Here is a 21,974-nt window from a genome sequence, read left to right as displayed (position 1 = left end):
TCCGCCCCTATTGTTTGATGAACGGCACCCGGTGTTGATTGATGGTCACACCGATCACATTGGCTCCAGCCGCCTGCATGATCGTATAGGCGTGCTTGACGTCCTGTTTCGGCGTGACACCCGTCTGAATCACCAGGATGACGCCATCAACCATCGCGGAGAGCATCACGGGATCGATCATCATCCGATTGGTCGGCAAGATGGAAGCACTGTCGACGATGACGAGATCATAGGATTGCTTGGCCTGTTTGATCAGACGATTGATGAGGCCAAAGACATCGCCATTCATCGGCGAATGATGCTGATAATCAAGGGGCGCGAACAGTAGATCAAGCCCTTGATCGTCGCGCTTGATCATGAGTTCGTCGATGTCGGCCTGAATGATGCTTTCCATCGATTGATGTAATGGCTGATCGAAACAACGATGCACTGAGGGGCGATACCAGTTGAAATCCAGCACAGCCACGCGGTGCTTGCCCAGATTCGCGGTCGCTGTTGCAAGCGCGGACGCAAAAAGGCTCTTGCCTTCTCCGTGTATGGCACTCGTAACCAGAACAGCCGCCGGTGTGCGACCTTGCAACGCATGATCGATGGCATGCGAAATACGCTTGATCTCGACGATTTGTCCGAGCGCCTGGCGTTGCCTTCCCTCAAGATTGCTCATGATCTTTGGACCATTGGATAGTGGAATACAGTGTGCAAGCGGCTAAGAGTGTATATAGCACGAAAAAGTCGGCTCGATGACTGACTGGATGGCGGAAATGCCGCGTCGGATATTGCGACCTATTTGGGGGCCGGATGGCCGCTGATGTTAAAATAGCTTCGAAAAGGCTCGCAGAATCAAAAAAGCGTTTTATAACAAACAACTGAAATCAAAACCTTGCACGCACAAACACTGACCAGACGGCTGACTCCCGAGGCCCTGCGCGATGATTGACTTGGCGTCCACCCTCCACACGGATCAGGCCCGGCGACTCTCAGAGCATTTGCATGACCGACTCGACGCCACACAAACTCTACTTGATCGAATACGAAACGATGAAGCGTTACTGGCGGCGACGCTCGCGGCGGCGACTCGAACCGCCGAGTCCATCGCACAGGGCGGGACGCTCTTTATCTGCGGCAACGGCGGCAGCGCCGGCGAGGCCACGCATCTGAGCGGTGAGCTGATCGGCCCCTTTCTTGACAAACACCGTCGCCCGCTTCCAGCTATCGCGCTCGGTTTCGACACCAGCGCCACCTCGGCCGTGGCCAATGACTTCTCCTTCGACGAAGTCTTCGCGCGCCAGCTCGCTGCGCTGGCCCGCCCGGGCGATGTGCTCTGGGCACTGTCGACTAGCGGACGCTCGCCCAATATACGGCGTGCACTGGAGACGGCGGCCGAAAAAGGCGTCCTGAGCGTCCTGCTGACCGGCGCCCGACACGCTGATCTGCCACCCCAGGCTGAGATCATTCTCGCGGTTCCATCGCGAGAGACACCGCGTATCCAGGAAATGCATCTGGTGCTCGGTCACTTTTTGTGCGAGGTCGTCGAGTCCCTGAATCGGGATTGAGTCTTCCGGCCAGGTTGGCGGTGCGGCGATCACAGAAACACCGCCAGCCCGAAGCCGATCACCAGCACCCCGGCCAGACGCCGGACCCAAGCACGCTCGGCCAGACGCGCCACCGCGCCCGCCAGGAGCGCGATGCCGAGCAGGTTCGGCAAGGTGCCAAGACCGAAGGCGAGCATGATCAGTGCGCCGGCGAACGGGCTGGCACTTGCCATGGCCATGATGAGCACACTGTAGACCAGGCCACAGGGCAGCCAGGCCCAGATGAACCCGATGATGGCGGCCTGTTTCAGGGTGCGCACCGGCAGGACGCGCCGCGCGATGGGTTCCAGCCGGCGCCAGAGCCGGGCGCCCTGGCGCTCGACGACGGCCAGCGCTGAGGACCAGCCGGCCAGATAGAGTCCCAGCAGAATCATCATGATCCCGGCCAGTGCCTGAAGCAGACCTTGCATCGTCGGCAGGATCTCGACCTGAATCAACAGCGTGCCCAGGGCGCCGAAGAGCGCACCGGCCACCGCATAGCCACCGAGACGCGCCAGGTTGTAGGTGAGCTGGTAGGGCAGCATTCGCCAGGGGTCGTGACGGATCTCTGGGCTCAGACCCAATGTCAGCGTGGTGACCAGTCCGCCGCACATGCTCAAACAATGCACGCCACCCAGTAGCCCGACAGCCAGAGCCGTGAAGTACACTTGTGGCTGTGACACGTCCATCATGGAGACCTCCTGGGTCTAGACTCACCGGGACGGGACCGCGAGGCTCCACCCATTATCCGCCCGTGCGGACAGGATCCCTTCGATGCTCGATTATCAACGTGAACTCCTGGACTTTGCCACCGAGATCGGCGCTCTGCGCTTCGGTGACTTCACCCTGAAGTCCGGACGCCGCAGTCCCTATTTCTTCAATGCCGGACTCTTCGGTTCGGGCCTGCGGCTGGCGCGGCTGGCGCGTGCCTATGCGCACGGCATCCAGCAGTCCGGGGTCGCCTTCGACGTACTCTATGGCCCGGCTTACAAGGGCATTCCGCTGGCGGCCGCCACGGCCGTGCTTTTGGCCACCGAGCATGGGCGCGACACGCCCTATGCCTTCAACCGCAAGGAGGCCAAGGATCACGGCGAGGGCGGACTGATCGTCGGCTCGCCGCTCGCCGGCCGTATCCTCATCATCGATGACGTCATCACGGCCGGCACCTCGGCGCGCGAATCGATCGAGATCATCCGCGCCGCCGGTGCCACGCCGGCCGGGGTCGTCATTGCGCTCGACCGTCAGGAACGCGGTCAGGGCGAGCGCTCGGCCGTGCAGGAGGTCGAGGAGCGGTTCGAACTCCCGGTCCAAAGTTTGCTGACGATGGCCGATCTCATCGTCTATCTTGAACAGCAAGGCACGGACGCGGCTCTGCTGGAGTCCATGCGAACCTATCGAGCAAACTACGGAATCTGAGATGTGATCCAATCGACGCCACCCAGGCCATTCGTATCGCCGCGAAGACTGGCGATCCTGGTGCTGTTCTCAGCCCTTGGGCTGGCGTCCTGGGCCGTTCTGGCCCAGCAATTGTATCGTTGGGTCGACGATCAGGGCGAAGTCCACTATACCGACCAGGTGCCGCCCAAGTACGCCGGCAAGGCGCGTGCCCGCTTGTCGGAGCAAGGCATCGCCGTCGAAATACAGCCGGCACTGCCGACCGGGGAAGCCCGGGAGCGCGCCCGGGAGCTGGAGCGCCAGCGGATCGAGGACGAGCGCCTGTTGCAACGCTACCGCACGGTCGATGAACTGGAGTTGGCCCGCGATGGGCGCCTTGCCGCCGTCGAGGCCGCCATCCAGGCCAAGCGCGATGACATGCGCGACGAGAGCCGCAAGCTGATCGCGCTCTATGCCGAAATACAAGCACTCCAAACAGCCGACAAGCCCGTTCCCATCGATTTAATGGGCAAGGTCGATGCCTCGCTGACGCATATTCGGACTGGATATACCGAGATCATCGACAACGAAGACCGTAAGCAAGAGGTCAAGGACGAGTTCGAGCACACCATCGAGCAGTTCAGACGTCTCAGGCGACTCCCGGACCCGGTCCTGCCCCGCAAGAGGGACAGAAACAGACCCAAGGATCCGCCCCTGGTCAGTTGTCGGGAGCAGGCGCTGTGTCATGTCTACTGGGAGCGCGCTGTCGACTATGTCCGTCAGTATTCAGATCGGGACGGGGAGGTGCTCGGACCTGGACTCCTGATGGCCTTTCAGGATGATGAGCGCGAGCGCCGCACCCTGACGATTGCCTGGACTCAGAAAGCCGCCGATCAGCCGGTTCGGATCTATCTGGACATTCAATGCAAGAACCGCTTGACCGCCAGTCTGATCTGTATCGACCCGAGGGTGCCGAAAGTGCGCGCCGGCTTCAAAGCGGCTGTGATGGCCGAGTGACGGTCGCCGTCAAAACGACGAAACCCGCCTTGAGAGCGGGTTTCCTGGAACGCGTACCGACGGTTCTCAGAGACGCGAGGAACCGACGATCTCGTGCGCCAGATCGATGACCCGGTTGGCCATGTCCATGTATTCGTGGCGATAGTTGGCCAACATACCATCCGAGGAGGCCCAGTAGTCCTTGCCCGAGACACCGTTCTGGTGCTCGTAATCGATGAACTGCTTCTGCATCTCCAGCATCTTGTCGATCAGCTCTTGCTTTTCTTGCTTCAGCGCGGCGATGTCGGTCATGGAAGGTTGTCCCCCGGTCTGGGATTGGCTGTGAAGCCTTGTGGTTTCAGTAAATGCGGATGCATTAATATAGCACGCGACTAGGAAAAGATGTAAAGCCTCCCGATATGTTCGAAATCATTCTCTACGAGCCGGAGATTCCACCCAATACCGGCAACGTCATGCGCCTGACCGCCAACCTCGGGGCGCGTCTGCATCTGATCGAGCCGCTGGGCTTCTCACTCGATGATCGGCAGCTGCGGCGGGCGGGGCTGGATTATCGCGAATGGGCCGATGTGCGTGTGCATGCCTCGCTCGGGGCCTGTCTCGACACACTGGCGTCTCCCAGACTGCTGGCTGTCAGTACGCGCGGGCGCCAGCCCTATGTCGCGCTGGAGTTCCAGCCAGGGGATGCCTTTCTCTTTGGCCCGGAGACGCGCGGACTGCCCGAGCGCGTGCTGGAGTCCGTGCCCGAGGAACAGCGTCTCCACATCCCCATGCGTCCGGGCAACCGCAGTCTCAATCTCTCCAATGCCGTGGCCGTGGTGCTCTATGAGGCCTGGCGCCAACAGGGCTTCGCCGGAGACTGTGGCTAAACGACTTCCAGCCGCGCATAGGTCAGCACCAACCATTTGGCGCCGACGCTGCCTTTGAAATCGATCTGGATGCGTGCCTGGGCGCCGCGTCCCTCGCTGTTGAGCACCACGCCTTCGCCGAATTTGGGATGACGCACGCGCTGGCCGAGCCGGTAGCCATCAGGCGCCTGAGCACCAGCGAGGCTCTTCGTGTGACTGCTGCTGGTGCGGCTGGTGGCGAACGATTTGGATGTCGGCGCTTTGGACGCAAACGCCGGTCGGGCGACACCGCCGCCGCGTACATCCTCGATCAGCTCGGGCGGAATTTCGCGCAGAAAGCGTGAGGGCGCCGGATACTCCTCGCGTCCGTAGAGCCGTCGGCTCTCGGCCCGGGTGAGATAGAGCTGCCGCATGGCGCGTGTCATGCCGACATAGCACAGGCGTCGTTCTTCCTCCAGCCGTGCCGGATCGTCAGCCGAGAGACTGTGTGGAAACAGCCCTTCCTCCAGTCCAGCCAGAAACACCAGCGGAAACTCCAGCCCCTTGGCGCTGTGCAGCGTCATGAGCTGCACGCTGTCCTCGAACGGATCGGCGGCGGCCTCGCCCGCCTCAAGCGCCGCATGGGCGAGGAAGGCGCCGAGCGGATCGCCTTCCTCATCGGGCAGATCCTGTTCGAAACGGCTGACCGTCTCGACGAGCTGCTCCAGGTTTTCGATTCGATCCTGACCCTTGCCATCCTTGCTTTTCTTGAAGTGCTCGATCAGTCCGGTCACTTCGATCACGCGCTCGGTGATCTCGCTGAGCGTGCGACCATCGCGCGTTTCGCGCTGGCTCTCGATCAATTCGAGAAAACCCCGTAGTGCATTGCTCGCCCGTGGGCTGAGTGCTCCGCTCGTGCTGAGTTCACGCGCCGCGCGCCACAGCGAGACGCCGGCCGCGCGCGCCTGCTCACGGACCAGATCGACCGTGCGCTCGCCGATGCCGCGCGTAGGCAGATTCACTACACGCTCGAAGGAGGCATCGTCGTCGGGATTGGCGATCAGACGCAGATAGGCGAGCGTATCGCGGATCTCGGCGCGCTCGAAGAAACGCAGTCCGCCATAGACCCGATAGGGGATGCCGGCCTGGATGAGCGATTCTTCGAACAGACGCGATTGCGCCGTGGTGCGGTAGAGGATGGCGCATGCATCACGCCGATGGCCGTCCTGGATGAAACGTCGGATACGCTCAATGACGAAACGCGCCTCATCGACCTCGTTGAAGGCCGTATAGCGGCGGATCGGTTCGCCGGCGCTGTCCTGGGTCCAGAGGTTCTTACCGAGCCGTGTCGGGTTGTTGGCGATCAGGGCATTAGCCGCGGCCAAAATAGTGCCCGTTGAACGATAATTCTGCTCCAGCCGGATGGTGCGCGTCGTCGGGTAGTCCTTCTGGAACGACTGGATGTTTTCGACCTTGGCCCCGCGCCAGCCGTAGATGGACTGATCGTCGTCACCGACGGCGAACAGATGATTCTCTGATCCCGCCAGCAGACGCAGCCAGGCGTACTGGATGGCATTGGTGTCCTGGAACTCGTCGACCAGGATATGCGCAAAGCGGCGCTGATAGTGATGCAGGATGTCGGCTCGGTCGCGCAGCAGTTCCAGCGTGCACAGCAGCAGATCGGCGAAGTCGAGCGACCCGCTACGGATCCGCGCGGTTTCGTATTCGCGATAGACCGCGATCATCTTGTCCTGAACGAAGTCGCCGGTCTCGGACAGGTGATGCGGACGCAGTCCCTCGTCTTTCTGGCGATTGATGAAGCCCTGGATCTGACGGGGCGGCCAGCGAGCCTCGTCGATTTGCAGCTCCTTGAGCAGCCGCTTGATGAGCCGCAGCTGATCATCGGAGTCCAGGATCTGGAATTGCTGGGGCAGACCGGCGTCCTGCCAGTGTGCGCGCAGAAAGCGATGGGCAAGACCATGGAAGGTACCGACCCACATGCCGCCGACCGGTGTGCCGAGCATCTCGTCGAGTCGACCGCGCATCTCGCGTGCGGCCTTGTTGGTGAAGGTGACCGCCAGAATCGACCAGGGCTGAACCTGCTGGGCCTGAAGCAGCCAGGCAATGCGCTGAACGAGCACGCGCGTCTTGCCCGATCCAGCGCCAGCAAGGATCAGCAGATGGCCAGGATCGGCGGCAACGGCTTCGCGTTGCGCCGCGTTGAGCGAGTCGAGCAGATGAGAAACGTCCATCGGGCGATTTTAAACGGCTGAACGCCTAATAACTATTACTAAGATATAAATATAAGATTAGTAGTAATAAGGGCTGTGGATAAGTGGATAAGTCTGATTTTTTTATACAAATCAATATTTTGTGGCGACGTTAGGCTGTGGATAACGTGTGGGTAAAGTGTGCATGAAAATTGCCCGAATTTTTTTCACACAGGTTATGCACACGTTATCCACAGGGTTATCAACAGGTTATTAAATCTCAAGCGATTGATTTATAAGATTAAAATTTCAACCGCACTCTACGCCTTCAACGGTCCTCGCGCAAGGTCGCCCCCGAGCGCGCCCGCCGTAGTAGAATGCGCGGCTCGACCCCTGGTTTTCCACCCCATTCAAGATCGAGCCTGATTCATGACCCAGCTGCAAAATGACACCTTCCTGCGCGCGCTGCTGCGCGAACCCGTTGATTACACACCGGTTTGGATGATGCGCCAGGCCGGACGCTACCTGCCCGAGTACCGCGCCACGCGCGCCAAGGCCGGCAGCTTCATGGATCTGTGCAAGAATCCGGAGCTGGCCTGCGAGGTCACGCTTCAGCCGCTCGACCGCTATCCGCTCGATGCCGCGATCCTGTTCTCCGACATCCTGACCGTGCCCGATGCCATGGGACTGGGGCTGTACTTCGCCGAGGGCGAGGGCCCGCATTTCGAGCGCCCGATCCGCACGGCCGCCGACGTCGACCAACTGCCGATCCCGGACCCCGAAGGCGAGCTGAAGTACGTGATGGACGCCGTCTCCACCATTCGCGGCGCACTCAACGGCCGCGTGCCGCTGATCGGCTTCTCCGGCAGCCCCTGGACCCTGGCGACCTACATGGTCGAGGGCAGCGGCAGCAAGAACTTCTCCAAGATCAAGGCGATGATGTTCGACCAGCCGGCGCTGCTGCACCGCTTGCTGGAGAAGGTCGCCGACTCGGTGACGACCTATCTCAACGCCCAGGTCGCGCGCGGCGCCCAGGCGACGATGATCTTCGACACCTGGGGCGGTTCGCTGGCGCCGGCCAACTATCGCGAATTCTCGCTGGCCTACATGCAGCGCGTGGTCGAGGGGCTGACCCGCGAGGCCGAGGGCCGGAAAGTGCCGGTGATCCTGTTCACCAAGAACGGCGGTCAGTGGCTGGGCGACATGGCCAAGACTGGCTGTGACGCGCTCGGCGTCGACTGGACCACGGATCTGGCCGATGCGCGCCGGATGGTCGAGGATCGGGTCGCACTCCAGGGCAATATGGACCCCTGCACCCTCTACGCCTCGCCCGAGCGTATCCGCGAAGAGGTCGCGCGCGTCCTGGCCAGCTACGGCCATGGCTCGGGCCATGTCTTCAACCTGGGCCACGGCATCACCCCGGACGTCGATCCCGAGCGCCCGGCGGCCATGGTCGCCGCCGTGCACGAGCTCAGCCGCGCCTATCACGCCTGAGTTCGATCAGGCCGCCCAAGGCCCGAGTGTCGACCAGCGGGGGTGTTGGCCGCATGGAGGCGGCCATCAAGCCTCCAGGGACGGATTCACGGCGTCCCCCGCTGGTCGATACTCGGGCCGTCAACGCCCCGGTTAGCTCGAAAACCCTGAAGCCCCAAGCCTACCCCTTATCACGCCACACGGTCGTGTAGAGATCGTGCCGGCGGTCCTTGAGGTTCTGCACCGTCCCCCCGTTGCGCGCCGCCCGCAGCGCCTCCAGCCGTAGATCGGCGAAGGCCACGGTTTCGACATTGGGCGTGGTGTCGGCCGCCACGCCATCGCGGGCGAAGGGGAAGTCACAGGGTGTCAGGATGCAGCTCTGGGCGTACTGGATGTCCATGTTGTGCACGTTGGGCAGGTTACCGACATTGCCTGACATCGCGATATAGCACTGATTCTCGACCGCGCGCGCCTGGCAGCAGTAGCGCACCCGCAGATAGGACTGACGCTCGTCAGTGCAGAACGGGACGAAGACGATGTTGGCCCCCTGGTCGGCGAGATGACGCCCGAGTTCGGGAAACTCCGAGTCATAGCAGATGAGCACGCCGATGGGGCCGCAGTCGGTGTTGATGGCGTTGAGCGAGTGTCCGCCCTCGATGTTCCACCAGTAGACCTCGTTGGGTGTCGGATGAATCTTGGGCTGTTCGTGGATCTCGCCGCCGCGCAGACAGACATAGCAGATGTTCTCGACCCGCCCATTGGGCATGCGCGTCGGATGTGAACCGCCGATGATGTTGATGTTGTAGCGCACCGCCATGTCGCGCAGCGCCTCCTTGAGCGGGTTGCTGTACTTGGTCAGCGCCTCGATCGACTCGGCCGGCGAGAGCTGCTCGTCTTCCATCGACAGGAGCTGGAGCGAGAACAGTTCGGGAAAGACGACGAAATCAGCGCGATAGTCGGCGGTCACGTCGACGAAATAGCGCACCAGATCGAGGAACTCCTCGAATGAGCGCACGCGCCGCTGCATGTACTGCACCGTGGCCACGCGCACCGTGTCGGGCAGGCGTCCGCCATAGCTCTTGGCACGCTTCTCCTCGCGTTCGTCGGGCGCGTTGGGGTTGCGCCAGAGCAGATGCACGCCATAGCCGAGCGAGTCCTTGTCCTCCGGGAGATAATCCGGTAGCAGTCCCAGGATCTCGAATCCGTTGCGCATCTGGAAGGTCAGCACGGGATCGCGCTGACGGTTCTGCTTGACCTCTTCGATATAGGTTTCTGGGCTGTCGAAGCGGCGCGCGCGCCGGGCCAGCGTCGGGAGACGTCCGCCGAAGACGATTCCCTTGACACCCCAGGAGCGGGCCAGCTTCTTGCGCTCGTCGTAGAGGCGCTGGCCAATGCGTGATCCACGGTGATCGGGGTCGACACAGACCTCCATCCCGTAGAGATAATCGCCGTCCGGATCATGACGCGAGGCATAGCCACCACCGCTGATCTCGCGCCAGGTGTGGGGTTTCAGGGCGTTCTGGCCGTCGATGAGGAAGGTGGCACAATAGCCGACGATGGCCCCATCGTACTCGGCGACGAACTGGCCCTCGGGAAAGTTGTTGATCTGACCCCGTAGCATGGCGGGTGCATAGGTGCTCATCCCGGATGGGGCATAGACCTTGGTCACCAGGGCGCGGATGGCTGGGATGTCACGGATACGGGCGTTGCGCACGATCAGGCGCGGCTTGTTGGTACTGTCACGGGAGGTGTCGGACATGGGGTTCTCCGGTTTTTGAGGCGATGAAAACTGGGTCGGTGCGTTGGTCAGCTGTGGAATGATTTTCGGTCCTCGGCCGCGTCGTGCGCCATACTGAGTCTGTGGACTTGTCTGAATACGCGATCCACCCTACATCCACGTCATTGATGTCTCAAGCTGACCCGCCGCGCGCTTCGGGGATGCGAGACCTGAAACGAGAGGATTTTTCCGGATGAATGTCATCGAGATACAGGAGACCGGCGGCCCCGAGGTCTTGCAACTGGTCGACCGTCCCCAGCCCGAACTGACCGGGCCGGACGACATTCGCGTTCGACTCTGTGCCGCTGGTGTCAACCCGATCGACACCAAGATCCGCCAGCACGGCCCGATGCTCCCCGAGGGTCTGCCGGCGGTGCTCGGCTGCGATGGGGCCGGTGTGGTCGAGGCCGTCGGTGAAGACGTGACACGCTTCAAGCCGGGCGACGAGGTCTGGTTCTGTCATGGCGGGCTGGGCGGTCCGGCCGGCAACTATGCCGAGTATCGCGTCATCAATCAGCAGTTCGTCCAGGCCAAGCCGCGCGCGGTCGGCATGGTCGAGGCCGCTGCCGCACCCCTGGTGCTGCTGACGGCCTGGGAAGCGCTGCACGATCGGGCGCGGCTTGCCGAAGGTCAGCGGGTGCTGATTCATGCCGGTGCCGGTGGCGTCGGGCATGTCGCCATCCAGCTCGCGCGGCTGGCTGGTGCGCGCGTCTGCACCACGGTCAGCGGACCCGAGAAGGCGGCGCTCGCGCATGAGCTCGGAGCCGAGTTCTGTATCAATTATCACGACGAAGATTTGATCGAAGCCGTCATGGATTGGACCGAGGGGCAGGGCGTGGATATCGCCCTGGATACGGTGGGTCCCGAGGTCTTCCGTCGCACCATCCCGGCCATGGCCCAGTATGGCGATCTGGTGACCATCCTCGATCCCGGTCCTGAGCTGGATCTGAAGGAAGCACGGCTGCGCAATCTGCGTCTGAGCCTGGAGCTGATGCTGACCCCGATGCTTCGCGATCTGCCACGCGCGCGGCTGCATCAGGGCCAGATCCTGCGTCGTTGCGGCGATCTCATCGATCGCGGTGATCTGCGCGTGCATGTTTCGCAGACCTTCGCGCTCGACGAGGCCGCCGAGGCGCATCGTCTGCTCGAACAGGGCCATGTGACGGGCAAGCTGGTCTTGAATCTGGAGTGAGGCTGATGATCCGACCGAGGTGTGCTTGAACACCATTCCGAGTTTGAAGCAGGTGCGGGTCGCGCTGCTCTCCGATACGCATGGCGCGCTCGATCCGCGCGTGCGCGAGATCGTCGACGACTGCGATCTGGCGCTGCACGGCGGCGACATCGGTCATGCCTCGATCCTGGCCCAACTCCAGCCGCGTCTGGGGCGGGTGTTGGCGGTCTTCGGCAACAACGACGTGGCACGCAAATGGCCCGAGGAAGACCGGCGCCTGCTGGTGCATCTGCCTGAGTGGCTGGAGCAGCCGCTGCCGGGCGGTTCGGTGGTGCTCATCCACGGTCATCAACTGCCGGCGCGCAACCGCCATAACCTGTTGCGCGCGCGTTTCCCCGAAGCGCGCGCCATCGTCTATGGCCACAGCCATCAGTTGGAAACGGATCTCGACGCGCAGCCCTGGGTGCTCAATCCGGGTGCGGCCGGGCGCTCGCGCACCCATGGTGGACCCTCCTGTCTGGTGCTGATCGCCGACGCCGATGACTGGCGCGTCGAGACCTACCGTTTTCCGCTATCGGTCCAGAGACGCGGACTGCGCTACACTCCGCGTCATGAACACTCCAAGCGCCCCATCGGTCAAACCACCCAAGTCTCTGCTACGCCAGGTCGGGCGGGCCATCGCTGATTTTCGGATGATCGGCGAGGGGGATCGAATCCTCCTCGGTGTCTCCGGCGGCAAGGATTCGCTCTCACTGCTCCAGATCCTGGTTCATCTGCGCACCTATGCCCCGGTGCGCTTCGAGCTGGCGGTGCTGACGGTCGATCCCGAAGTGCCGGGCTATGATCCGCAAGCCTTGAAAGACTATTACGACCGGCTCGGCCTGACCTGGCACTATGAACAGCAGCCACTGATGGAACAGGCCAAGACGCACATGGACGGCGATTCGTTCTGCGCCTATTGCTCGCGCATGAAGCGCGGCATCATGTACCGACTCTGCCGTGAGCATGGCTACAACGTGCTCGCGCTGGGTCAGCATCTCGACGATCTGGCCGAGAGTCTGCTGATGTCGCTGTTCCACGGCGGTCAGTTGCGCACCATGAAGGCGCACTATCGCAACCAGGAGGGCGACGTGCGCATCATCCGTCCACTGGTCTACTGTCGCGAGCGCCAGACGGCCGATTTCGCCCGCCGCGCCGAGTTGCCGGTGATTCCGGATTCCTGCCCGGCCTGCTTCACCAAGCCGACCCGACGCGAGCATATGAAAGCCTTGCTGGCGCGTGAGGAAGCCGAACACGCCACGATTTTCTCCAGTATCCTCCACGCCCTCAAGCCGATCATGATCGAAGGCGAACGGCCGGAGCCAGGTTGGACATGCCAATCCGCACCAAGCTCGTCCTCGGACTGATCGCGATCCTGGCGCTGAATCTGCTTGCCAGTCTCCACGGCTTCCATCGGCTCACCCAGGCGGCGAGCCGCGAGGCCGAGATCCTGGAGACCTCGTCGCATATCCTGACGCTGGCCCTGACCGCCCAGGTGCATTTCAAAAAGCAGGTCCAGGAGTGGAAGAACATCCTGTTGCGTGGCCAGGACGCCGAGCTTAGAGCGCGCTATGTCAAACAGTTCGAGCAGGAGGAACGGACGACACGCGCCCAGTTGGAGCGACTCGTCGAACTCTTGCAGTCCAATCCCGAGGCGCGTGCCGAGGCCGAGCGTTTCATGGAAGCCCATGAACGGCTCGGACGCGAATATCGCGACGCGCTCACGTTCTACCGGCCTGAGGATCCAGCGCCTCAACTGGAGGTCGATCGACGTGTGCGCGGGATCGACCGCGAGCCGACCGACCTGCTCGACCGGATCGTCGACTCGGCACTCGCGCATCGCGAAACGACCCTGGCGCGCGTGCAGCTCGCCGCCCGGCAGCATCAGCTCTGGACCCTGATCATCACCGGGGCCTTAATGAGTGGCACCGCCCTGCTGCTCATCTGGCTGGTCGATCGCGCCATCGGGCGTCCGATCGCTACCGCGACGGCTGTGGCGCGGCAGATGGATCACGCGAACGCCGAGTTGGCACGCGCCGCCCAGGCCAAGGACGAGTTCCTCGCCGCCATGAGCCATGAACTGCGCACGCCGCTGACCTCCATCCTCGGACTCTCCGAGACCATGGGCGATGGCTTGCTCGGTCCACTGAGCGCCCAGCAGGAAAAGGCGGTGCGTATGGTCCACGAGAACGGGACTCATCTGCTGGAACTCATCAACGACATTCTCGATATGTCGCGTGTGGCCTCGGGCCAGATGCACCTGCGCTGGGATCAGGTGCCGGTCGATCAGCTCTGCGAGGCCAGTCTGCGTCTGATCGGGCCGGCAGCCAAGCGCAAGGCGCTCAAGGTCGCCGTCAGGATCGACCCTCAGGCATGCTTGGTGCGCGGTGACAGTCGGCGGCTCAAGCAGATGCTGGTCAATCTGCTCGGCAACGCCGTTAAGTTCACACCGGACGGCGGTTCGATCGGACTCGACGTCCAGGCCGATCCTGAACGCGGCGAGCTGTGTTTTGGGATCTGGGATACGGGTGTGGGCATCCCGCGCGAGCAGTTCGAGCGTCTGTTCCAGCCCTTCGTGCAGCTCGACAGTCGTCCGGCGCGTCAGTACGACGGCACCGGACTGGGGCTGGCGCTGGTCTCCGGGATGGCCGAGTTGCACCAGGGACGTGTTCAGGTCGAGAGCGAAGTCGGGCGCGGAAGCCGGTTCGAGATCCGGCTGCCCTGGGATCCAGCCACTCAACGCGCTGATCGGCTGCGGTCGGATGTCGTTGAGCCGGTGGAGCAGGGCGGTGAGATCGGCGTTTGCGAACCCTGGCGCGTGCTGCTGGTCGACGACAATCCGGGCAATCTGGAGATGTTCGCGACCTATTTGCGTATCCGTGGTTGCGAGGTTCGCGCGGCCGGCTGTGGACAGGAGGCCATCGCCCTGGCGTGTGCGCCGCGACCGGATGTGATCCTCATGGACGTGCAGATGCCGGGGATGGACGGTCTCGAAACCACGCGCCGGTTGCGATCCAATCCGGCGCTGCGCGCCGTTCCGATCATTGCCCTGACGGCGCTCGCCATGCCCGGTGATCGCGAGCAGTGCCTGGACGCCGGCATGGACGACTATCTGACCAAGCCGCTCGGACTCAAGGAATTGCACGCGACCGTGGCGCAGTGGGTCGCACGCACGCGCACGGCGGCGGCGCGTGCGCTATCTTGAGTTGCGACATTCAGCCTGGAGGAGGACACCCTAATGTCTCAAGCCGCACTCAAGCTAGCCTGTTATGACGACATCCTGGATCTGCCTGAACATCTAGTGGGCGAGATTCTGAACGGCACCCTGTATACGCAACCGCGTCCGGCCGCCAAGCATGCGCGTGCTTATTCGGCTCTGGGCTATCTGATCGGCGGCCCGTTCGACGGCCGTATCGGTGGGCCGGGCGGTTGGTGGATTCTCGATGAACCTGAACTGCACCTTGGCGCCGATGTCCTGGTGCCGGATCTGGCCGGTTGGCGGCGCGAGCGGATGCCGACTATCCCAGATACGGCTTGGTTTGAGCTGGCCCCTGATTGGGTCTGCGAAATCCTCTCGCCCTCGACGGCCTCCAAGGATCGTGCAATCAAGATGCCGATCTATGCACGCGAGGGCGTCGAACATCTATGGCTGATCGATCCGCAGGCGCGGACGCTGGAAGTCTACCGGCTCCAGGCCGACGGGCACTGGCTGCTGCTCGATACGCTCAAGGACGACAGTCCCGTCAGTCAGCCGCCGTTCGAGGCCGTGACCTTCCCCCTGAACGCGCTCTGGACGGATTGAGTCCGGGGCGTGAAGCCGCGCAGGAGATCGGACAACCGTTGCAACGTCTCGGGGGTGAGCCGCTCGCCATAACGCGCTGGAACATAGAGTGCGAGAAATCCGCCGACCTCTGAGGCTAGATCCGGTCGCGCGGCCGCAACACGCTGGCCATAGTCGTCAGGCCCCTCGTGCGGCAGACGCGGCAGCCCGACGCGGCCCAGCCGCTGACACAGACGAGCATAGAGCTGTTCGAGCGGGTCGCGCTCGGTGCGCTCGCGCATCAGGACCAGCAGGATACCGCCCAGCGTCAGTGACACGGCCAGCACCATCAGCACCGCCAGTCCGTATTCCTGCCAGGCTCCCAGCCCGAGCCGATCCATGAGCCGGCGCTGATCCTGAGCCGAAAAGTCCAGCACCCAGTTCTGCCAGTTCGCCTCCAGCGTATCGCCCAGCAGACGCAGATCGCGCATCCAGCGCGCCAGTGCGGCGGCCTCGCCGAGATCGAAGCGCACCGAGGCGCCCGCCCCGAGCAGCTCGGTGGCCGCGCGATTGTCGATACGCGATGGATCGACCGCTGCTGTCGGATCGACCCGCACCCAGCCGCGCCCCTCGATCAGTACCTCGACCCAGGCATGGGCATCGGACTGACGCACGATGGTATAGCCACCGAAGGCGTTCGTCTCGCCGCCGAGATAGCCGAGCACGATGCGCGACGGAATGCCCGCAATCCGCATCAATAGCGCGAAACTGCTGGCATAGTGCTCGCAGAAGCCGCTACGGGTCTCGAACAGGAACTCATCGGCCGGATTGGCGCCGAGCTTGGGCGGCAGCAGGGTGTAATAAAAATTCTCGCGATTGAAGTGAGCCAGCGCCCGCTGTACCAGTGTCCAGTCGTCGGCGCGGTCGGAGCGGCCATCGGTAACCTGGGTGCGCCAGTCCTCGACCAGGGCGCGCATCCGGGGTGTGACGTTGTCGGGCAGTTCGAGCGCCAGCGCACGCACCCGTGCGTCCGGCTCGGCGGTGCGATAGCTCAGGACCGAGCGCGCGGTATAGCGCTTGAGCGCCGTCACCGGCTGATTCGACAGCAACTGATAGTCCGGGCTGATGGCCGCGCCTTCCGGCTCGCTGATCGGCATATCGAGCGCAAACAGCCAGCGCTGCTTGGTCGGCTCCATGACAATTTCGTACTCGATCGGCTCGGACGACTCGATCAGTCGTGCCGGCTCCTGCCAGCCCGACGGTGGCGCGCCCGGCGTCCAGCGGCGCCCATTCATCGTCCACAGAACCGGGCCGCGCCAGTAGAGCTGATTCGAGTTCGGTCGCTGGCCCGCGAAACGCACGCGAAAGGCCAGCTCGCCATTGACGACCAGCTCGCTGATATTGCCCGGCTCCATGCTGTCCGACATGCCCGTCAGGCCTTTGGAGCTGTCGAATCCCAGGCTCCAGAGCGGGGCGGTCAGACGCGGGAAGAGCACGAACAGCACCAGGGTGAGCGGGATGGCCTGGAGCGCTAGTCGCGCACTCACCCGCAACGCTGGACGCAGACCCGCCGCCCCCAGTCCGCCGTTGAGTTCGGTCAGCAAGGTGACCAGACCCAGCGCGATCAGTCCCAGATAGAACGTGAGCTGGAAGGATTCGTCGAACAGGAACTGCACCACGCTCAGAAACCCGAGCAGAATCAGCACCAGACGCAGATCGCGCTTGGTGTCGAGTTCCAGCAGCTTGAGCACGAGCATGGTCGCCAGCAGCGCCGAGCCGCCGTCCTGGCCGCTGACGGTGTGATAGGCCGCCAGACAGTTGCCCAGACCGGCGAAGGCCAGCAGGGCGCGGATCCAGCGGTTGGGCAGCGCCGCCGGCCAGCGCAGCGCGAGCAGCCGAATCGCCAGGATCAGGGCCAGAAAGGCCGTGACCTGACCGTCGAGATAGCGAACGAACGGCGCGCACGCCGCCGCGACCAGCAGCGTGGTCCAGAGGATCTGAGTGCGCTCGGGCCGTTCGGCCATGGGGATGGAATCAGTCTTGTGCATGGCCAAAGAGTGCCAGTCGGGTCAGGCAGCGTTCGGTATGGGATGTGCCCTGGGACAGTCCCTCGACCGCGCCGGGCAGACGCAGACCGAAGCGCGTCGGGCTGGCGCTGACGTCGAGTACCTGCCGGGTCAGCAGACCGAGCCGGATCTCGGGATCGGGCGCGTTGAGCCGTGCCCAGTCGATCCAGACCTCCTGGCCCTGTTCGCCGCCGTATTGCTTGACCACCAGTCCGCGTTCGCGCGCGTAAGCCTTCCAGTCGATATGCCGGATCGAATCGCCCGGACGATAGCCGCGCGAACCGAGATAATCTTCGGCTCCTTCATAGCGGGTGCGATGGGGGCGGGCGCTGTCTCCGGCGTCGTGGCCAGGTTCGGGGGCCTGGGGCGCGGGCGTGGGGAAGACCAGCGTCTTGGCCTCGGTGGCGACATAGGTCCAGGCGCGAAACAGTCCCATTGGATGGCGCGTCTCAACCATCACATCGGTCAGCCGGTGCCAGCCGCGCTGCTCGGTCGGCACCGCCAGCGCGACCAGCGTCTGATCCCCAGTGTCGACATGGACCGGCGCCGGCGTTTCATCCTGCTTGCGGAGGCGGATATCATGACGCGGGCGTCCACCCTCGGCACGCACGGCGACCTCGAAGCGTGCTCGCTCCCCGGCGAACACCGGCGAACCGCCGCGCGCCTGTACCGCCAACCCCAGCAGATTGAACCAGGCGTGATGCATGGCCACCAGCCCGACCGACGTGAGAAAAAAGGTCAGGAGCAATCCCAGATTGTTCTGATAGTTCAGTGATCCGAGCAGCATCACCAGCAGCACCGCGCCATACATGAAACCAGCGCGGGTCGGCACGATATAGATCTGACGTGCGCCGACGCGCGCCACGCCATCGGGTCCGGGCTGGACCCGGCGCAGCAGGCTGTCGAAATAGCGGTGCGCGCGATCGCGGAGGCTGTTGGAGACTTGGGGCATGATTGTCAGGGTGTGTCGTCGCGCTCAAGATCGAGTTCAGGTGTTGGTGTAACAGGTGATGTCGCGTCTCATCGGATTCAAACCGGCACATTGGTCAGGATGAAACGTGCTACCTCGTCGTCGCCGATCCGCTGCCCCGGCTCGCCGCCGGTCAAGCGATGCACGGCCACCGAAGGCAGCACGGCCTGCACGTCCTCGGGCATCACATAGTCGCGTCCGGCGAGCAGAGCCCAGGACTTGGCCGCGTGCAGCAGACCCAGTCCGGCGCGTGGCGAGAGTCCATAAGCGAAGCGCTCCGAGCCGCGCGTGAACTGGAGAATCGCGTGCACATAGTCAATGATCGGCGGTGCGGCATGGAGTCGGACCACGGATTTCTGCAATTCGATCAGCTCGGCGTTGGTCAGGGCCGGCTGCTGGCGTGCGACCATCTCGCGCCGGTCCTCGCCGGCGAGCAGCGCCTTTTCCTGCTCGGCGGCCGGATAGCCGAGATGGATGCGCATCAGAAAACGGTCGAGCTGCGATTCGGGTAGGGGAAAGGTGCCGACCTGGAACAGCGGGTTCTGGGTGGCGATGACGAAGAAGGGTTCGGGCAGCGGCCGCGTCTCGCCCTCGACCGTCACCTGACGTTCCTCCATCGCTTCCAGCAGCGCGCTCTGCGCCTTGGGCGTGGCGCGGTTGATCTCGTCGGCCAGGATCAGTTGCGAGAAGATCGGGCCGGAATGGAAGCGGAAACTCTCGGACGCCCGATCATAGACCGAGACGCCGATAACATCCGCCGGCAGCAGATCGCTGGTGAACTGGATACGCGAATAGTCCAGGCCCAGCAGCCGTGCCAGCAGATGCGCCAGCGTGGTCTTGCCGACGCCGGGCAGATCCTCGACCAGCAGATGGCCGCGTGCGAGCAGACAGGCCAGCGCCAGGCGCAGTTCGTGATCCTTGCCGAGAATGACGGCGCCCGCCTCTTGCAGGATACGCTCGGCAAGCTGGGGGCGGATGGGGCTGGATTTCGGGTGTAGGCTCATGCAGTGACTCGGTGAGATCGCTGGCGTTCGGTTCGGAGCCGAAACGCGGGTTTTGAATCGGGATGGGCTGAATTCCACAGGATTTCCATGCTGTTTTCCAGGCCGCGCGCGTGTTGGCTGAGGTGCAAGGGCGGCAGTAAATCGCCTACACTGCCGGTCCCCTCTTTCGTCATACCCCCACGGACCTGCTCTGCGATGCTTGCAAGCGATACTTACGACGTGATCGTGGTCGGCGGCGGTCACGCCGGCACCGAGGCCGCGCTGGCCGCCGCGCGCTGTGGCGTGCGCACCCTGCTCCTGACCCAGAACATCGAGACCCTGGGCCAGATGAGCTGCAACCCGGCCATCGGCGGCATCGGCAAGGGGCATCTGGTGCGCGAGATCGACGCCCTCGGCGGTCTGATGGCGCGCGCCACCGATCGCGCCGGCATCCAGTTCCGTATCCTCAACGCCAGCAAGGGGCCGGCGGTGCGCGCGACCCGCGCCCAGGCCGACCGCCAGCTCTACCGGGCTGCCGTGCGCACGGCGCTGGAGAACCAGCCGGGGCTGTCGATCTTCCAGCAATCGGTCGAGGATCTCCTCGTCGACGGCGAGCGCGTGACCGGCGTGCGCACCCAGATGGGTCTGGAGTTTCGGGCGCGCGCCGTAGTCCTCACGGTCGGCACCTTTCTCGGTGGTCGCATTCATATCGGTTTGTCTAACTATGAGGGCGGTCGCGCCGGTGATCCACCCTCCAACGGATTGGCACAGCGTCTGCGCGCCCTGCCGTTTCGCATCGAGCGGCTCAAGACCGGCACTCCGCCGCGCCTGGATGCGCGCACGATTGATTACAGTCGGCTCGCCGAGCAGTCGGGCGACGATCCGGTGCCGGTGTTCTCCTTCCTGGGCCGGCCCGAGGACCATCCGCCTCAGGTCAGTTGTCACATCACCCACACCAGCGAGCGCACCCACGACATCATCCGCTCGGGACTGTCGCGCTCGCCGCTGTTTACCGGGGTGATCGAAGGCGTCGGGCCGCGCTACTGTCCCTCGATCGAGGATAAGATCGTGCGTTTTGCCGACAAGCCCTCGCATCAGATCTTTCTGGAACCGGAGGGACTCACGACCCATGAGGTCTATCCCAACGGCATCTCGACCAGTCTGCCCTACGACATCCAGGAAGCGCTGGTGCGCTCCATCGTCGGGCTGGAACGCGCGCACCTGACCCGGCCCGGCTATGCGATCGAGTACGACTTCCTCGATCCGCGTGATCTGAAACCATCGCTGGAGACGCGACCCCTGTCGGGGCTGTTTCTCGCCGGTCAGATCAACGGCACCACCGGCTACGAGGAGGCCGGCGCCCAGGGACTGTTGGCCGGGGCCAATGCCGCGCTTCAGGTCCAGGGCCGCGAGCCCTGGCATCCGCGCCGCGATGAGTCCTATCTTGGGGTCATGGTCGATGATCTCATCACGCGCGGCACCAATGAGCCGTATCGTATGTTCACCAGCCGCGCCGAGTACCGCCTGCTGCTGCGCGAGGACAACGCCGATCTGCGTCTGACCGAGATCGGGCGTCGGCTTGGTTTGGTGGGCGATGCGCAATGGCGCGCGTTCGAGTACAAGCGCGAGTCGATTGAGCGCGAGCGCCAGCGTCTGCGTGAGACCTGGGTGCGGCCCGAGACGCTCGATCCGGCGCTGGCGACCCAGGTGCTGGGCGAGCCGCTGCGCCGCGAGGCGCGCGCGCTCGAGCTGCTGGCGCGGCCCAATGTCGGCTATGCCGGTATCCGCGCGCTGACCGGCGAGCCGCCCGCGCCGGTCGCGCCCGAGGTCGCCGAGCAGCTGGAGATCCAGACTCGCTACGCGGGCTATATCGACCGCCAGCGCGCCGAGATCGAGCGCCAGCGTGAACAGGAACTCAAGCCGCTGCCCGACGGCTTCGACTATGCGCAGGTACGCGGACTCTCGGTCGAGGTGCGCGAGAAGCTGATGCGGGTGCGCCCGGCCACCATCGGTCAGGCCGCGCGCATTCCGGGCGTCACGCCGGCGGCCGTGTCGCTGCTACTCATCCATCTCAAGCGACAGGCTGGAGCGAGTGCTGGAGTATCGGGTGCCCCGATTATTTGAAGGCTCGTCATGCAACGGTCGAGGTGGTTCAATCCTGGATTTGTGAGAGGCAACCATGATCTCGAAAGCGCAGTTGAAAGCGGACATCGATACCCTCGACGACAGTTGTCTCGATGTGTTGCATCGGATTCTAGCCGTGCTGAAAACGTCTCAACCTGAATCAGCGCGCTCGTCCGTCTCCCCGGTCAACCCGTTGAAAGGTAGCGTTCTCTTCGAGACCGATCTGCTATCGCCGATCGACGAGTCTTGGGATGCCGAGCGATGATCGTTCTGGATACGCACGCCTGGATCTGGTGGGCGAATGAATCCTTGGCTTTACCGCCATCGGCACGACAGCGCATCGATGAGGCCGACGCGATTGGTATCCCGGCGATCTGTTGTTGGGAGGTGGCCATGCTGGTGTCCAAGGGGCGGGTCGGTCTGAGCCTGGATGTCGAAGTCTGGATGGATCTGGCCATCGCACGACCCAAGGGAAACGCTGAACAATTCCGTTTTGGCGAAGGGGTCTGAGTGATACCCTTGTGCCCTGTGTTCTCCACCGCCCTCAGCCTGACGACGATGCCCAAGAAACGCGCCCCGAAGCCGAAGTACCAGACCCGCCGTGAACGGTTCCTG

21 protein-coding genes are annotated in these 21,974 nt (G+C 63.5%); 13 read left to right on the top strand and 8 right to left on the bottom strand.

The window, feature by feature from the left end:
- Positions 1-7 precede the first annotated feature (7 nt).
- The gene (locus tag GJ668_RS05105; protein ID WP_155449052.1) at positions 8-664 is read right to left on the bottom strand and encodes a CpsD/CapB family tyrosine-protein kinase; all 657 of its coding nucleotides are present in this window, start codon (positions 662-664) and stop codon (positions 8-10) included.
- Positions 665-938: 274 nt separating this feature from the next.
- Between GJ668_RS05105 and GJ668_RS05100 the strand changes: the two genes are divergently transcribed.
- On the top strand, positions 939-1,553 hold the full coding sequence (locus tag GJ668_RS05100) for a D-sedoheptulose-7-phosphate isomerase (RefSeq protein WP_246194635.1): 615 nt from the start codon (positions 939-941) through the stop codon (positions 1,551-1,553).
- Between the two features lie 29 nt (positions 1,554-1,582).
- Here the strand turns inward: GJ668_RS05100 and GJ668_RS05095 are convergent, their stop codons facing one another.
- Positions 1,583-2,260 (bottom strand): sulfite exporter TauE/SafE family protein, encoded by a 678-nt coding sequence (locus tag GJ668_RS05095; RefSeq protein ID WP_155449154.1) that lies wholly within the window; start codon positions 2,258-2,260, stop codon positions 1,583-1,585.
- A gap of 85 nt (positions 2,261-2,345) precedes the next feature.
- On the opposite strand from GJ668_RS05095, the gene pyrE reads away from it, so the two are divergent.
- On the top strand, positions 2,346-2,987 hold the full coding sequence (pyrE, locus tag GJ668_RS05090; protein ID WP_155449049.1) for an orotate phosphoribosyltransferase: 642 nt from the start codon (positions 2,346-2,348) through the stop codon (positions 2,985-2,987).
- 60 nt (positions 2,988-3,047) lie between these two features.
- Entirely contained in the window at positions 3,048-3,962 is a 915-nt protein-coding gene (locus GJ668_RS05085; RefSeq protein WP_186342899.1) for a DUF4124 domain-containing protein, read from the top strand.
- A 66-nt stretch (positions 3,963-4,028) separates the two neighbouring features.
- On the opposite strand, the gene GJ668_RS05080 is transcribed toward GJ668_RS05085, so the two are convergent.
- Positions 4,029-4,253 carry a hypothetical protein gene (locus tag GJ668_RS05080; RefSeq protein ID WP_155449046.1) on the bottom strand — a complete coding sequence of 75 codons (225 nt, stop codon included), beginning with the start codon at positions 4,251-4,253 and terminating at the stop codon, positions 4,029-4,031.
- Positions 4,254-4,360: 107 nt separating this feature from the next.
- On the opposite strand from GJ668_RS05080, the gene GJ668_RS05075 reads away from it, so the two are divergent.
- The gene (locus GJ668_RS05075; protein WP_155449045.1) at positions 4,361-4,828 is read left to right on the top strand and encodes a tRNA (cytidine(34)-2'-O)-methyltransferase; all 468 of its coding nucleotides are present in this window, start codon (positions 4,361-4,363) and stop codon (positions 4,826-4,828) included.
- On the opposite strand, the gene uvrD is transcribed toward GJ668_RS05075, so the two are convergent.
- Entirely contained in the window at positions 4,825-7,038 is a 2,214-nt protein-coding gene (uvrD, locus tag GJ668_RS05070; RefSeq protein ID WP_155449044.1) for a DNA helicase II, read from the bottom strand. The two genes, GJ668_RS05075 and uvrD, sit on opposite strands and share 4 nt — an antisense overlap.
- 387 nt (positions 7,039-7,425) lie before the next feature.
- Here uvrD and hemE point away from each other — a divergent pair, with 387 nt between their 5' ends.
- Positions 7,426-8,490 carry a uroporphyrinogen decarboxylase gene (hemE, locus tag GJ668_RS05065; protein WP_155449043.1) on the top strand — a complete coding sequence of 355 codons (1,065 nt, stop codon included), beginning with the start codon at positions 7,426-7,428 and terminating at the stop codon, positions 8,488-8,490.
- A gap of 160 nt (positions 8,491-8,650) precedes the next feature.
- Here the strand turns inward: hemE and GJ668_RS05060 are convergent, their stop codons facing one another.
- On the bottom strand, positions 8,651-10,228 hold the full coding sequence (locus tag GJ668_RS05060) for a bifunctional GNAT family N-acetyltransferase/carbon-nitrogen hydrolase family protein (RefSeq protein WP_155449042.1): 1,578 nt from the start codon (positions 10,226-10,228) through the stop codon (positions 8,651-8,653).
- Positions 10,229-10,439: 211 nt separating this feature from the next.
- Here GJ668_RS05060 and GJ668_RS05055 point away from each other — a divergent pair, with 211 nt between their 5' ends.
- From GJ668_RS05055 to GJ668_RS05035, 5 genes are read left to right on the top strand one after another with little or no spacing between them, the layout of a single operon-like run.
- The gene (locus GJ668_RS05055) at positions 10,440-11,438 is read left to right on the top strand and encodes a zinc-dependent alcohol dehydrogenase family protein (protein ID WP_155449041.1); all 999 of its coding nucleotides are present in this window, start codon (positions 10,440-10,442) and stop codon (positions 11,436-11,438) included.
- 25 nt (positions 11,439-11,463) lie between these two features.
- Positions 11,464-12,102 carry a metallophosphoesterase family protein gene (locus GJ668_RS05050; RefSeq protein ID WP_155449040.1) on the top strand — a complete coding sequence of 213 codons (639 nt, stop codon included), beginning with the start codon at positions 11,464-11,466 and terminating at the stop codon, positions 12,100-12,102.
- Positions 12,029-12,823, top strand: coding sequence for a PP-loop family protein (locus GJ668_RS05045; protein WP_155449038.1), 795 nt, complete (start codon positions 12,029-12,031; stop codon positions 12,821-12,823). Before GJ668_RS05050 ends, GJ668_RS05045 begins: the two co-directional genes overlap by 74 nt.
- The gene (locus tag GJ668_RS05040) at positions 12,790-14,661 is read left to right on the top strand and encodes an ATP-binding response regulator (RefSeq protein WP_155449036.1); all 1,872 of its coding nucleotides are present in this window, start codon (positions 12,790-12,792) and stop codon (positions 14,659-14,661) included. The genes GJ668_RS05045 and GJ668_RS05040 overlap by 34 nt, the downstream gene beginning before the upstream one ends.
- A 33-nt stretch (positions 14,662-14,694) precedes the next feature.
- Positions 14,695-15,258 (top strand): Uma2 family endonuclease, encoded by a 564-nt coding sequence (locus GJ668_RS05035; protein WP_155449035.1) that lies wholly within the window; start codon positions 14,695-14,697, stop codon positions 15,256-15,258.
- Here the strand turns inward: GJ668_RS05035 and GJ668_RS05030 are convergent.
- The 3 genes from GJ668_RS05030 to GJ668_RS05020 all read right to left on the bottom strand — a co-directional run bounded on the left by GJ668_RS05030 (position 15,204) and on the right by GJ668_RS05020 (position 19,256).
- Positions 15,204-17,264, bottom strand: coding sequence for a transglutaminase TgpA family protein (locus tag GJ668_RS05030; protein ID WP_155449034.1), 2,061 nt, complete (start codon positions 17,262-17,264; stop codon positions 15,204-15,206). The two genes, GJ668_RS05035 and GJ668_RS05030, sit on opposite strands and share 55 nt — an antisense overlap.
- Positions 17,251-18,234, bottom strand: coding sequence for a DUF58 domain-containing protein (locus GJ668_RS05025; RefSeq protein WP_155449032.1), 984 nt, complete (start codon positions 18,232-18,234; stop codon positions 17,251-17,253). Before GJ668_RS05025 ends, GJ668_RS05030 begins: the two co-directional genes overlap by 14 nt.
- A 77-nt stretch (positions 18,235-18,311) precedes the next feature.
- Entirely contained in the window at positions 18,312-19,256 is a 945-nt protein-coding gene (locus GJ668_RS05020; RefSeq protein WP_155449031.1) for an AAA family ATPase, read from the bottom strand.
- Positions 19,257-19,451: 195 nt separating this feature from the next.
- Here GJ668_RS05020 and mnmG point away from each other — a divergent pair, with 195 nt between their 5' ends.
- The 3 genes from mnmG to GJ668_RS05005 are packed head-to-tail and all read left to right on the top strand — an operon-like array spanning position 19,452 to position 21,869.
- Positions 19,452-21,359, top strand: a complete 1,908-nt coding sequence (mnmG, locus tag GJ668_RS05015; RefSeq protein WP_155449030.1) for a tRNA uridine-5-carboxymethylaminomethyl(34) synthesis enzyme MnmG — start codon at positions 19,452-19,454, stop codon at positions 21,357-21,359.
- A 55-nt stretch (positions 21,360-21,414) separates the two neighbouring features.
- A complete protein-coding gene (locus GJ668_RS05010) occupies positions 21,415-21,624 on the top strand; it encodes a hypothetical protein (protein WP_155449029.1) in 210 nt (69 codons plus the stop codon).
- Entirely contained in the window at positions 21,621-21,869 is a 249-nt protein-coding gene (locus GJ668_RS05005; RefSeq protein WP_155449028.1) for a PIN domain-containing protein, read from the top strand. Before GJ668_RS05010 ends, GJ668_RS05005 begins: the two co-directional genes overlap by 4 nt.
- Positions 21,870-21,974: the final 105 nt, after the last annotated feature.

Source organism: Allochromatium palmeri (assembly GCF_009720725.1).
In the GTDB taxonomy this organism is placed as follows: domain Bacteria; phylum Pseudomonadota; class Gammaproteobacteria; order Chromatiales; family Chromatiaceae; genus Thermochromatium; species Thermochromatium palmeri.
Note: the sequence above shows the minus strand (reverse complement) of the source record. Positions and strands in the feature narration are given on the sequence as shown.